Source organism: Pseudomonas sp. H1_D04 (assembly GCF_054683855.1).
In genome coordinates this window covers 5,730,967-5,743,129 of the sequence record NZ_CP162826.1, presented here as the reverse complement: position 1 = coordinate 5,743,129, position 12,163 = coordinate 5,730,967, and the positions used below count along the sequence as shown (strand labels likewise).

The 12,163-nt window shown below is 53.8% G+C and carries 16 protein-coding genes; 10 read left to right on the top strand and 6 right to left on the bottom strand.

Features of this window, described 5'->3' with window-relative positions; translation table 11 throughout:
- Positions 1–493: 493 nt before the first annotated feature.
- Genes AB4N82_RS26575 through AB4N82_RS26555 form a run of 5 tightly spaced genes read left to right on the top strand, consistent with a single transcriptional unit; the run spans position 494 to position 3,217 of the window.
- Positions 494–1,645, top strand: a complete 1,152-nt coding sequence (locus AB4N82_RS26575) for a pyocin knob domain-containing protein (RefSeq protein WP_460103830.1) — start codon at positions 494–496, stop codon at positions 1,643–1,645.
- A complete protein-coding gene (locus tag AB4N82_RS26570; protein WP_460103828.1) occupies positions 1,642–2,025 on the top strand; it encodes a hypothetical protein in 384 nt (127 codons plus the stop codon). The genes AB4N82_RS26575 and AB4N82_RS26570 overlap by 4 nt, the downstream gene beginning before the upstream one ends.
- Positions 2,003–2,215 (top strand): hypothetical protein, encoded by a 213-nt coding sequence (locus tag AB4N82_RS26565; RefSeq protein ID WP_460103826.1) that lies wholly within the window; start codon positions 2,003–2,005, stop codon positions 2,213–2,215. Before AB4N82_RS26570 ends, AB4N82_RS26565 begins: the two co-directional genes overlap by 23 nt.
- Before the next feature lie 58 nt (positions 2,216–2,273).
- Positions 2,274–2,699 carry a cell wall hydrolase gene (locus AB4N82_RS26560; RefSeq protein ID WP_460103824.1) on the top strand — a complete coding sequence of 142 codons (426 nt, stop codon included), beginning with the start codon at positions 2,274–2,276 and terminating at the stop codon, positions 2,697–2,699.
- Positions 2,699–3,217, top strand: coding sequence for a lysis protein (locus AB4N82_RS26555; protein ID WP_460103823.1), 519 nt, complete (start codon positions 2,699–2,701; stop codon positions 3,215–3,217). Before AB4N82_RS26560 ends, AB4N82_RS26555 begins: the two co-directional genes overlap by 1 nt.
- 30 nt (positions 3,218–3,247) lie before the next feature.
- On the opposite strand, the gene AB4N82_RS26550 is transcribed toward AB4N82_RS26555, so the two are convergent.
- The 3 genes from AB4N82_RS26550 to AB4N82_RS26540 form a co-directional block, all read right to left on the bottom strand.
- A complete protein-coding gene (locus tag AB4N82_RS26550; RefSeq protein ID WP_122753962.1) occupies positions 3,248–3,757 on the bottom strand; it encodes a GAF domain-containing protein in 510 nt (169 codons plus the stop codon).
- Positions 3,758–3,843: 86 nt separating this feature from the next.
- Complete coding sequence (locus AB4N82_RS26545) at positions 3,844–5,469, bottom strand: methyl-accepting chemotaxis protein (protein ID WP_460105175.1); 1,626 nt, start codon at positions 5,467–5,469, stop codon at positions 3,844–3,846.
- 375 nt (positions 5,470–5,844) lie between these two features.
- Positions 5,845–6,567 (bottom strand): SOS response-associated peptidase family protein, encoded by a 723-nt coding sequence (locus AB4N82_RS26540; protein WP_460103821.1) that lies wholly within the window; start codon positions 6,565–6,567, stop codon positions 5,845–5,847.
- Between the two features lie 101 nt (positions 6,568–6,668).
- Between AB4N82_RS26540 and AB4N82_RS26535 the strand changes: the two genes are divergently transcribed.
- Positions 6,669–7,094 carry a LexA family protein gene (locus AB4N82_RS26535; RefSeq protein WP_032891241.1) on the top strand — a complete coding sequence of 142 codons (426 nt, stop codon included), beginning with the start codon at positions 6,669–6,671 and terminating at the stop codon, positions 7,092–7,094.
- Positions 7,087–8,361, top strand: coding sequence for a translesion error-prone DNA polymerase V subunit UmuC (gene umuC, locus AB4N82_RS26530; protein WP_122822554.1), 1,275 nt, complete (start codon positions 7,087–7,089; stop codon positions 8,359–8,361). The genes AB4N82_RS26535 and umuC overlap by 8 nt, the downstream gene beginning before the upstream one ends.
- 3 nt (positions 8,362–8,364) lie before the next feature.
- On the opposite strand, the gene AB4N82_RS26525 is transcribed toward umuC, so the two are convergent.
- The 3 genes from AB4N82_RS26525 to AB4N82_RS26515 form a co-directional block, all read right to left on the bottom strand.
- Entirely contained in the window at positions 8,365–8,574 is a 210-nt protein-coding gene (locus tag AB4N82_RS26525) for a hypothetical protein (protein WP_095184905.1), read from the bottom strand.
- Positions 8,575–8,913: 339 nt separating this feature from the next.
- Complete coding sequence (locus AB4N82_RS26520; RefSeq protein ID WP_460103818.1) at positions 8,914–9,228, bottom strand: hypothetical protein; 315 nt, start codon at positions 9,226–9,228, stop codon at positions 8,914–8,916.
- A 29-nt stretch (positions 9,229–9,257) separates the two neighbouring features.
- Positions 9,258–9,860 (bottom strand): hypothetical protein, encoded by a 603-nt coding sequence (locus AB4N82_RS26515; RefSeq protein WP_015371108.1) that lies wholly within the window; start codon positions 9,858–9,860, stop codon positions 9,258–9,260.
- Positions 9,861–10,204: 344 nt separating this feature from the next.
- On the opposite strand from AB4N82_RS26515, the gene AB4N82_RS26510 reads away from it, so the two are divergent.
- From AB4N82_RS26510 to AB4N82_RS26500, 3 genes are all read left to right on the top strand, one after another.
- Positions 10,205–10,519: a hypothetical protein gene (locus AB4N82_RS26510; protein ID WP_099602350.1), complete on the top strand. Its 315-nt coding sequence runs from the start codon at positions 10,205–10,207 to the stop codon at positions 10,517–10,519.
- Positions 10,520–10,792: 273 nt separating this feature from the next.
- Positions 10,793–11,458 carry a M24 family metallopeptidase gene (locus AB4N82_RS26505; RefSeq protein WP_460103816.1) on the top strand — a complete coding sequence of 222 codons (666 nt, stop codon included), beginning with the start codon at positions 10,793–10,795 and terminating at the stop codon, positions 11,456–11,458.
- 17 nt (positions 11,459–11,475) lie between these two features.
- On the top strand, positions 11,476–11,829 hold the full coding sequence (locus tag AB4N82_RS26500) for a gamma-glutamylcyclotransferase family protein (protein ID WP_460103814.1): 354 nt from the start codon (positions 11,476–11,478) through the stop codon (positions 11,827–11,829).
- Positions 11,830–12,163: the final 334 nt, after the last annotated feature.

Genomic DNA, 12,163 nt, shown 5'->3' with positions numbered 1-12,163 from the left:
CGGGATTTTCTTTTTCAGGGATTGTGGGTCATGGCACTTCTGGAAATTGGTTTGCCGCTGCCTTTAAGTCAGAACCAACTGCAAAGTTTGGATTCCGAATTTGGGATGGGTCAGCGAATCTTCTATTTGACAGCGGTACTCCCTGCGCACAGTTTACGAGAACGATAACCGGATGGACCTATCTCGGCTCATCCTCCACTGGGCAAGGGACTTCTCGTCTGAGCTGGACTGCCGCATCGAGTCTCGCGTCCGGGGATTATATGCTACTCAATAATATTGCAATGGATATTGCTGGCGGCACTTCCCGGCAAGGCAATATGTATGCTGTCTGGGATTATCAGAACGACAGACTTGTAATTCAGTCTGTGGGAGTTGATTTGACAACATCACTTTATATTCCTGTTGTTTTCGCTAAGCCAATCTCTTAGCTGCTGGAATAATTAGTAGAACTCTATAGCCGCCATGTGCGGTTTTTTATTGCCTGGAGAAAATTATGGGTTGGTATAGGGCTGGCACTGTTGCCGTCACGAATGGCTCGACCGCTGTTATCGGTACGGGTACGGCCTTTATCGCCAATGCTCGTGTAGGCGATGGATTCCGTGGACCAGATGGTGCGTGGTACGAGATCAACAACATCGCAAGCGATACGGCGCTATCTATTGCCACCAATTATCTGGGGCCCACCCTCGGTAGCGGTATCTATGCCGTGATGCCCGTGCAGGGCTACAACAAAGATTCCGCAGACCAGTTGCGCGCAGCAACAAAAGTTATTGCAACAATTCCTGAAACTAAGCAGGACAAGAACAACAACCTTGCTGCCTTGTCGAGCCTTGTTGGTGCCGCTGATCGCCTCCCGTACTTTACTGGGGCGGGGGCTCTATCCCTTGCAGTAATCACAAGCAAAGCCCGCGCACTTCTTGCCCGGAGCGATATCGCAGGTATGCAGGCAGAATTGGCCCTGGTTCCCGCAACCTCACTTACAGACCGCACTGCAGGACGGCTACTGATTCCTGGGTGGCTGGGTCTTGGGGATGCTCTACCAATCACGCCGGGGCAGGATTACAACACTCTTACCCAGCCCGGTGAGTACTTCTACGGTTCCGGCACTGCCCCGACGAATGCCCCAATTGTCCCCGCGCACTTGATTTCTGTTAAGGGGAGAGGTCTCTACCCATACCAGGAAGTTCGTCCAATTTACGGTAATGCTCTTTGGCAACGGAGTGCCAAAGTAGCTAACCCTACTGCTGCCGCGGCTGACTGGAACGGATGGGTTCCTTACGTTACTGGCTTCAATATGAGCAATGACCCGCAGTCAGATGCGGGTGGAGTCATCTCCAGCGCGGTGGTTAGCGGCTTCCGTGTTGAAAAGTTTGCTAACGGCACGATGTGTGTAACCGGAAAGATGGCCTTAGCAAGTCAGGCTGCCAACAGTTTTGGATACCAAACTCTGACCTTGCCTGTCACGTTTCTCAACACCGCAAACATGGTGCCGGGGCTGACCTGTAACGCCCAATCTACGGGTGACTCGTATGGAGTAGTTTTCCAGCGGGCAGCGTCGACTAGTTCAATACTGTACGCGGTCAGGAACGGTGCAACCGCCCAGGCATTTGAAATAAACGTATCGGTGCGGGGTACTTGGAAATGAAGATCAGACTTTGGGCAGCGCTCATGGGCGACACGCTGGAGGCCAGCGTGCAGGGCGACGTTATCACTATCAACGGCGAGGCTATCGACCTCTCCGGCATCCCAAGTGGTTACCGCCTGCCAGGCAGCGCCGTCGGCAATAAGTTTTTTGTAGAGTCGGATTACGTGGAGCGTATAGGCAAGACACTGCACTTCACTCTCCGTCTCCCTGTCACCTGGGAAAGTCCTGAAGAGTACCGAAACCCGGCGCAACCATTAATCTTGGACGCGCGCAGCGGCCCGGTAAAGTTTCCCGATACCGCGCCACCTGCGGCCCTTGTGGCTGTCGAAGCGAGCGAATTATTGGAGGTACCTCAGGATGGTGGATCTATCCAAGCTTGAGCCGGTGAAGACTGCTCAGGACGTTGCAGACCAACTGGATCTTGAGCAGGCGCGTGCTTACCTGCGCGAAACCAACTGGCACGCCTTTGCGCTGCTTGAGGATGGCACGCCCATTCCTAGCGAAATTTCCATGGCGCGCACTGCTGCACGGGCGACGATCTCACGTCTTGCACCTGCTCCGCTCAATTGAGTTATGGCGCGACACCCACACCCGCCACGAGCGGGTTTTTTATTGCCTGGAGAAAAGTATGACCAATTCCGAAAAAGACCGGGACATCCTGGCGCGCACGTTATGGGGCGAGGCACGCGGCGAAGGGCTGGACGGCCAAGTCGCTGTGGCCTGGACCATCCGCAACCGTGTGTTCGACGGCAACGACAAGTCTTGGTGGGGGGAGGGCTACGCGGGCGTGTGCCTGAAGCCATGGCAGTTCAGCTGCTGGAACCAGAACGACCCGAACCATGCCTACCTCTGCGGCGCCAAACCGATCCCTGCTGCGCAGTTCACTCAGGCCCAGCGGGCTGCCGACCAAGTTATGTCTGGCTCGGTACCGGATCCAACTGGCGGTGCCACGCACTACTACGCAACCACGATGCCCAAGGCGCCGGTCTGGGCGGCGAAGGCCAAGCAGACGCTGCGCCTCGGGCACCACGTCTTCTTCAAGGATGTACCGTGATGACGCCCGTGCAGAAGCTAGCCGGGCTGGTGCTGCTGATCCTTGTGCTAATGGCCAGCGCCGCCGGCGTCACCTGGCAGGTCCAGGACTGGCGAATGGGCAAGAAACTCGCCGAGCAGGCAGGCTTGCATAAGGATGACCTGGCGGCGATCAGCAATGCCGCGGCCGCCCAGGCCAGAACTCAACAGGACAAACGCCTGGCCACTGAGCGGCAACTGGCCGCGCAGGACCAAAAACACATAAAGGAATTATCCGATGCCCAACGTGATCAGGCTCGCATGCGCGATCGCCTTGCCACTGCTGATGTCCGGCTGTCAGTCCTCCTCGAGGATCCAGCCAGTGGCTGCGACGTGCCTTGCGCCCCCGGCGCCTTCAGCGTGGTTCATGCAACCCGTCGAGCCCAACTTGACCCAGCGCATGCTCAAAGAATTATCGCCATAACCGATGAAGGTGATAATGGGTTGATAGCATTACGAGCATGCCAAGATTACGTCCGAGCTATAAACCAAACTCATTGAAATTGAATAGTTCGCATGAGATAAGCCGTGTTATTCGGACTCATTCAGCAGCGGGTTAGTGAAAAAAACGCACCCTATCAACGTTGCAAATAAAGCTAAAGTTTCTTCCAGCTCCGGGTCTTCAAATAGTATCGAGCGCGAATCTAGGGCGCATAGAGCACCATATAACCTACCATCGGGAAGGAAGATAGGAACACCAGCATAACTTTCTATCGCATACCGTTTAACCACTGCACGACTGGAGTATCTGCCGTCTTCGCTGATTTTAGGAATAAATAGTGCCTTAGGGTCTCTCCTGAGCTCGCTGCAGAGCGTGATTTCCAGCTCTAGCGTGTCACCAGCCTCTATCCCCATATGCAACGGGTCGTGAGCTGAGCAGACCACCCAGTCTGTTTCGGTGAACTTCGCGATCCCAGCAAATCGCATTCCCGTAAGGCGTGTTACGAGTTTTAAAATGCTGGAGATCGCCTCAATTTCAGCTAAAGCTGATCGTTCATCTAAACTCAGCATAGAGTGCAAGGTGACTTCAGGGCTAACCATATTCCACCTATGCTGTGTTTAGCTGGGCGTGCCGTATTGGCTTATGAGAGATTGGGCAACAAAGCTAGAGTTGGCTGACCCATTTCCTATGTTCTGAATCGAAGAACTAAATCGTTTAGGTTGACGGCCAGACGAGAAAGTTCGTTGCTGGCTGTAAGCGTTTGCCGAGTGCCTTCACTGCTCTGCACTGCAAGGTCGCGGATGCTTATCAGGCTGCGATCGACATCCCGCGCCACGTGAGCCTGTTCCTCAGAAGCGGTTGCAATCTGGATATTCCTATCGTTAATTTCGAGCACGGAATCAATGATTTGGCGCAGCGACTGGCCCGCCTGTTCCGCAGTGTCTCGCGTGCTATAAACCTCGGATGTGCTTTTTTTCATTGATTCGACCGCGGCAGATGAGCCTGCTTGAATCGTGGATATCATCTGTTCAATTTCTTGCGTCGATGTTTGCGTTCGGTGCGCCAGCGCTCGAACTTCATCTGCGACTACTGCGAAACCGCGACCCTGTTCTCCTGCACGAGCCGCTTCAATTGCGGCGTTCAAAGCAAGCAAGTTGGTTTGCTCAGCAATCGCCCTAATCACACTCAGAACTTTGCTAATGTCTTGCGCTTGGCCTGCAAGTTCTCTTACCTGATCTGATGACACTTCAACCAAACCCGTCAAGCCACGCATCGCCGTCAAAGTTTCAGTGACTTTTTGATTGCCGAGATCTGCAGCCATGCTCGACTGCATCGCTGCTTCAGACGTGGAGTTGGCGTTTCGTGCAACCTCTTCAACCGCCGCACTCATCTCAGTTACTGCGGTAGCAGCTTGCTCTATCTCACTGTTCTGCTGCTGAAGTGTGCGATCAGCGCTTTCAGTGATCGACGTCATTTCGACGGCAGCAGTGCTCAGTTGGGATGAAGCTCCCGAGATTTCTAGAATTGTGTGTCGCAAATTTTTCTGCATCAGATTCAATGCATGCATCAAGCGCGAAGCTTCATCTGAACCTGTTACTTCAAGATCATGAGTAAGGTCGCCAGCAGCGATATTCTCCGCCAATTTTAGTGATGAGCTGATTGGAATAGTGATGCTATTAGTGAACAAAATCGCCAGCGCTATAGTTAAGATAAATGCCACGATTAGCACCGCTATCAAAACTTTGACGCTATGGTTATATACGTCGGTCGCGTCGACCCCAGATACCTCGGCTTGGCGTGTATTTTGGTCTCGCAGAAGCGTCAGCTGCTCTTGATAGGTGTTGGCTCTATTTGCCTGCTCTGTGTTGGCAAAAATGACAGCCTGATCATGATCGGATGAATCTAAAGCGATTACTTTTTTGAGACCTTCGATGTACGCATGCATAGCCTGGTTAGACTTCGCGAACTGGATTTCGTCCTGCTCACCAGACATTAAATGTGCACGATAAAAATCAGTTTTTACCTGAAGTGTCTGCATAGATTCTTCGACCTTTGACAGTGAGAAATCATGCACATCTTTCGTGGTACTTGAGAGCATGCGGATACTTTCAAGGCGGGCGTGAAGGAGGGCGATCTGGATGTCGTCAATGACTTGGATACTTGGGAGGGAGTTTTGCTCAATGTCCTGCTCTGTAGCACGCAGCCGATCAATTTGAAGATAAGAGAAGCCTGCCAAGCTGATTAGCAGGAATGTGATTAGGCCAAAACAGACGAAGGCTCTTCGCGCGATACTTAAGGATCTCAATTTCATATAGGCCTCCGAAGGCCGGATTTGGTGGCGTGGCATTTCCACGTCATTTTGCTGATCACGAACAAAGGCAGCCTTTTCATGCGGCACAGTGAATTCCATTTACAGCTTGCAGGCTTAAGGCAGAAACGAGGAACGCAAAAGAATGCATTGGAGTGATAGAAGCGCTAAATAATTGCGCGCTAAGTAATTGCGTTTGCACTCTGTCCGCTGAATTTGGCCCGTTTTGGTAGCGCCACGTCCGGGACGTGCCATGCTATGTGCGAGCGATTACAGGCAGAGCGCACAGCAGAACTCTCCGGTATCATTGGATATGGACAGGGCACAATGGATAAGCGGCTTGCAGGCATTTCATTCCTGCTCACCCTCGGCTGGGTCTCAGCCGTCGTGTTCGTCATGTGGTTTTTCAGTTGATGGATACGGCTCGATAAGCTCCGATCCCTGGTTCCTGACATTGCCAACAGCCCTCCCAACCTGAAACCACTCAAACTCTTCGGTCGGCTGACACAGCTCTTTCGCGATTTCCTCTGCGCGTGCCGGTGAAAGATCTGGATCAAGCCATTCATTGGCGTGTTTCGGGGCAAGTACCAGTGGCCGACGGTCATGTATGTCCACCATGCCTTGGTCACTGGCAGCAGTGATGATGACGAAGCCGTCGCCCTCATGCGGTTCAAGACCTGGGTTTACTTGAGCCAAGGCTCCAAAGAACATCGGCTTTCTGCTTTTCAGTCGGATGAAGTAGGGCTGTTTCTTTTTCGGGTCGTCCGGGTCTTTAACCCATTCATACCAGCCTTCGCTGGGTACAATCGCGCGGCCAGTTGGCCAAAGCTGTTTGAAGAACTTGCCAGTGGTCACGGTTTCGACCCGAGCATTTATCGGATCAGGGCGCTTTCCTTTCGCCCAGAACGGCGCCCACCCCCATTGCACAGCGTCAATGTGCAACTCATCCTCTTTGCTGTGCAGCAGATGCACACGCGTCGTGGGCGCCACGTTAAACCGATTGATCGGTTGTGCATCGTAGCCACTGAACAATTCGATCTGAGGGCTCAATTCCTCTATGTAGATCGCCATTCCCTCGTACTGCACGAATCGACCGCACATAGATACGCCTCCGCCTGTCGAAATCCCCCATAGAGAAATTGACCGCAAGCCGCTTACAAAGTTAACTGTATATTCGTACAGTATCCGCATAAGGCACCGCCATGAGCTTCAACATCCTGGGTCCAATAGCTGAAGGAGGCGCAAAACTGCCTCTTTGCTCGTTTCATGTACCGGCTGGTTTTCCATCGCCTGCGGCCGATCACATTGAGCAGCATATTTCTCTGGATGAAGTGCTTAACATCAGGGCGCCCCATGTTTACCTGGTGATGATCACAGGTGAGAGCATGCAGGGCGCTGGGATATTCGAGGGTGATCTGGCGGTGGTGGATCGCTCAATTGAGCCTGCACACGGCCACATTGTGGTGGCCCTCCTAAACAACGACCCCATGTGCAAGCGCCTCTGCAAGCGCGGAAAGGAAGTGATCTTACTGTCCGAAAACCCGAAGTACCCGGCGCGCTATGTACTGGAAGGCGACGAGCTATCGATCTGGGGTGTGATCACGAGCACAGTCCGCAGCCATGTCTAACTCCCCAGTCTTCGCCCTGATCGACTGCAACAGTTTCTATGCCAGTTGCGAGCGTGTGTTCCGTCCAGATCTCGCCAAAACGCCGATTGTAGTGCTGAGCAACAACGACGGCTGCGTTATTGCTCGAAGCTACGACGCCAAGCCCTTTATCAAGATGGGCGAGCCGTATTTCCAGATCAAGCACAAGCTCAAGCAACACGGAATCATCCCGTTTTCCTCGAACTATGCGCTCTACGGCGACATGAGCGAGCGCGTGATGACGCTTATTGAATCGATGGTGCCCGCCGTCGAGATCTACAGCATCGACGAAGCATTCGCCGACCTCACCGGAATTGGCGGGCTCGACGCTCTCGGCCGGCAGATCCGCGCCCAGGTGCTGCGGTGCACCGGTATCCCCGTCGGCGTGGGAATCGCGAACACTAAGACGCTCGCCAAGCTTGCAAACCACACCGCGAAGCGGCTGCAAGCGCAGACGGGCGGTGTGGTGAACATCACCGATCCGATTAAGCGGGACTGGGTGCTGCGCAATACTGATGTGGCCGAGGTCTGGGGTGTTGGCCGAAAAATGAAGCTCCATCTGGACGCTCTAGGCATCAAGTCCGCGATGGACTTGGCCAGGTCCGACCCCTGGACGCTCCGCAAGAAATTCAGCGTGGTGATCGAAAAGACCGCGCGGGAACTGGCAGGCACCTCCTGCCTCGATTTGGATGAGCCCGACCCACCCAAGCAGGAAATCTGCTGCAGCCGCATGTTTGGAAAGCGCCTTACCGAGCTTGCGCCGATCAAGGAGGCGGTGGCCACCTACATGATGCGAGCCTCGGAAAAGCTCCGGGCACAGAACTCGCTCTGCAAGAAAGTCCGGGTCTGCATCCGCACCGGCATGTTCAATCCGGACGAGGCGAAATACGCGAACGGGGTTGTGGTGGACATGCCGTATCCAACCGACGATGTGCGATTACTCACCAAGGCGGCGGTTGATGCGCTCGACCATATCTACCGTCCAGGCTTCAACTACAGCAAGGCCGAGGTGATGTTGCTCAACCTGTGCCAGCCAGGTGAATACACGGATGATCTATTCGCGGTGTCTCAGCCGACCGAGGCGACCAGAGTGATGACCGTACTGGACCAGATCAATGACAGGTGGGGAAGGGGAACGCTAAGGTCGGCCAGCGTGCCTACGAACCCCGATTGGGGCATGCGGCGCGAGATGATGAGCCAGAGCTACACCACCAAGCTGGACCAGCTCTGGTCAGTGGCCTGCAAGTAGCGATTACTCCGGTGCCATGAGAACTGCGAGCGTCAATTTGATGAACTCTTCGTTGTCGTCGATGGTGTGCAGCGCTCCCCGGATATTTTCTGCGACCTCGGCAGAGCCACGCTGCTCAACCCAGTTCGATAGCTCCATGATGGAGGCTTCAAGGGCTAATTGATTTTCGTATAGCTTCGAGAGCAGGGAGGGGAGTAGATCTGAGTTTGGCATCGGCGTTCCTCTGTTGGAGTCAACAGCGTAGCAGCAGGTGTTTTGTAACCAGCTGCAAAGTTATGAGTGTTCACTCTCGGCCAAAAGCGGACAGTTACGCAGGGTTAGCAGCCCTTCCTAGAAACTTGAAAGCGTCTATGAAAATCGGGGCGATTCAATCATCATCATTTTGGTACTGGCGGCATCAAGCTCAACTAGTAGCTCGTGGCATCTAAATCTAAAATCATCTATGTCTTCCATATACTCACCTTGCGACAGGTCTAGCCGGATATACCGGGTCATGCCCATTTTCGTAATGACAAGTCCCCAAAGACAAAGGTTCATTGAGCAGCCGAGTTTCTATTCGGCATGTTTTGAACAGACTGCATCGCACAGCAGCTCCAACAACTCATTCGCCAGGACCGCCGCTTCTTGTCGATAGTCGGCGTTCCAGCGGCACGACCAGTTATCAGGCTTTCCCTCATCCTCCCATTGCGCCAATGCAAGCCCGTTGAGTATTTCCAGCTCGAACCAAACACGCTGCCAAGCGACGGCGTCCTGGAGTGACGCCGTGTCTTGCCATAGGAATTCTGTTTGCACGACAAATGCCGACCATGCAAACAGATCCTCTGAGGCTCGCTCACCGATCATTCGGAAGTATTTTGCGCTAGCCAATCAACGATTCCTTGTAGTCGTTTACCTGTTTAGTAAACGTCTATCCCCGGATAGAGATCCGCGGGTGGACGATAATTGGGGTTCTCAAAGCGGCTGTTCTCGTAATGGGTTTTGGCCGTCGGTCCATCGCCGTTATAGGTCACCTGCGGGTTTGGCGTGAGATGCCAACCGCTTCCTTCCTTGTCGCGCTCGATCAGTGATGCGTATAACCTACAGTTGCCTGATGAGCCGGATGTCAGCCTGAACTGGTAATAGCGTCCGGCTTGGGGCGTGAACTTAGTCGAGACATAGCAGGAACGAGTGCGTGTCCCCTCCCAGAATAGATCCACTTGCGTTTCGATACCGGGTCGGATCTGCGTTTCGTAATAGTCCCATGTAAGGTCTTGCCCTGCCTTTGGCATGCCCACGTCCTGTGTGTGGGTGAACGGCAGGGGGCCGGTGCGAACGGCGCCGCCCGAACGTTTGCCGTTTTCGTATTGGTAAATTTCGGCGTGCTGCGTGTAGTCGACGATACGTACCCAGGCAGGGTTGGGCTCGTTTTCGGGCGCGGTAAAGTAGTTGGTATGGGGCAAAAACTGGCAGCCTGCGAACAACGGCAATGCAAGCAGGCAGAGCAGAGGGCGTATCGACATGAAGCCTTTCCTTTTGCGGAGTCAGGGTTACAGACAGCAAAAGAGGAGGCGCATTGCGTAAAAGCTGAAAATTTTGTGGCTGAATCGTCGCGACGATATCGGTTTCAACCGGTCGCGACAGGCAGAAATCGGCCAAAAGCGGTCAGTCGTCCCTACGAAATTTTGGACGATTCAGCGTGCTACCTGAGGGCAGTAGCTTGTTAAAGGAGTTGGGTAACATCTTCATCGGTGTCACGACTATGCACAGCTGTTATGAAAGTGATACACGAGCCTGTGCAAGATTATTAGCCGGAAGGCGAGCCCGCGCTGATGCCCGTCAGCACCAGAAAATAAGGAGATTGATCATGTGGCTCAAACATGTGGCATTTGCGCTGTTGATTTGCCCCCTCGTCACCGCATGTTTCAGCGAGCCTTTTCAGCCCCCTACGGCTGATGCTGACTTATGGGAGAAGCCGGGAGCGAGCAGGAATGATGTCTTGGCGTCCATGCTAGCTTGCGGTGAGAAAAATGGCTCCGGCATCGATCCTAATGCCAGCTTCCAAGAGATGGCCCAGCGATTTGTATGTATGAAGCGTGCGGGCTATACCCGGCGTGACGGTTTCGACATCTGTGCATTGCACCCGAAGGAGCCGTTGAAGGCCTGTGAGTCGGCGCAATGAAGCCATAAAGGCGTCGCACGGTATTGAGGGAGTCGGCATTGAACTCTTTAGGGTGAATTGGCCCAAGTATTTATAGGTACATGCGACTGACTGCTTCCGACCCTAAGCGGCCGTTCCCGAGCGATCCAGCGCGCTGCATTGATCACCGGTCTAGGTGCCAGCGATTTTCATAAGGTTGAGGCCTGGGTCATGGCTTTATCTTTGATATTGAGTATCGCAATATACAAAACTATATAGCCCTTAACCTGCGCTTTCCTACCAAGAGAACGAATGATGAGTACAGTCTTGATCAGCAAAGAAGCGGTTGGTGAGCGTTATGCACTAGAATCGATGCGTCACGCACAGCAGATGACCTGGAAGGCCATCGATCAGATCGCACGTGTCATCACGCCCGGCATGCGCGAATCCGAGGCGCAGTTGCGAGGCAAAGAGATACTGGCGGAACTGGGTATGGATCGGATTTGGCATCCGCTGCTAATCCGTTTCGGCGGTAACACGCTCAAAACCTTCAAGCAGCGTTCGGACGGCGATCCCGAGCTGGGGGCCGACGACATTTTCTTCATCGACATGGGGGTGGTGTGGCAGGGACATGAAGGTGATGCCGGCGCGACGTTCACCACGGGTTCCGATCCGGAAATGATCGCCTGTGCCGCGGCGGTCAAGGAGCTGTTCAATCGGGTCGAAAGCTTCTGGCGCAGTGAGCGGGTTTCGGGGGTGGCGCTTTACGACTTTGCGGCCGCTCAAGCGCAGGCCATGGGCTGGACGCTTAACCTCGACATCAAGGGTCACAGGGTCAGCGATTTTCCCCACGCGATTTATCGGGGCGGCGACCTCGGGGATCTGGATCAATATCCGAACACCGGCCTGTGGATTCTGGAAATTCAGCTGGCCCATCCCGAGCGTCCATTTGGCGCGTTTTATGAAGACTTGCTGATCTGAACAACTTAGGAGTTCCAATGCCCCATGTAACCGAGCAAACGGTGCTGCTGTTCTCATATGGCACCCTGCAAGATCAAGCAGTCCAGTTGGCCACCTTCGGGCGCGAGTTGAAAGGGCGAGTTGATAGCCTGCCGGGGTACAAACAGAACTGGGTCGAGATAACCGATCCGGCAGTGCTGGCCGCGAGTGGGAAAACCAACCACCCCATAGTGCAAGAGAGCTGGGATCTGTCGGATGAAATCGTCGGCACTGTTTTTGAGATTTCGGAGCAGGAGCTGTTCGCGGCCGATAAATATGAGGTGGCCGACTATCGGCGGGTAGGGGTTGTACTGAAGTCTGGAGCCAGTGCCTGGGTTTACGTGCAAGCCTGAATTCAACGAATCGGAAATGAAAGAGGCGTTGAGCGCTATGGTTGTTAGTACACAGCGCTAAGCTTGGTGCCGGGATGTTGTGGGACAACTATGTCTGGTGGCGCTGTTATACCACCGGACATAGGCGTCAACTAATGACTGCTTCTGGCCGGAAGCCGTCATTGCGCGGATACCGAGTGAATTGTTTAGCTGATTGACTTGTTGCAGGTTCGAATCTCTCCTTCATCGCCACATTCTGAAAACGCAAACCACTGATTTTACTAGAGAAAGTCGGGGGTTTGTGGTTTTTGGCGTTCAAAAAATAGCTCCATGGGACCACCATGGGACTGGCGCT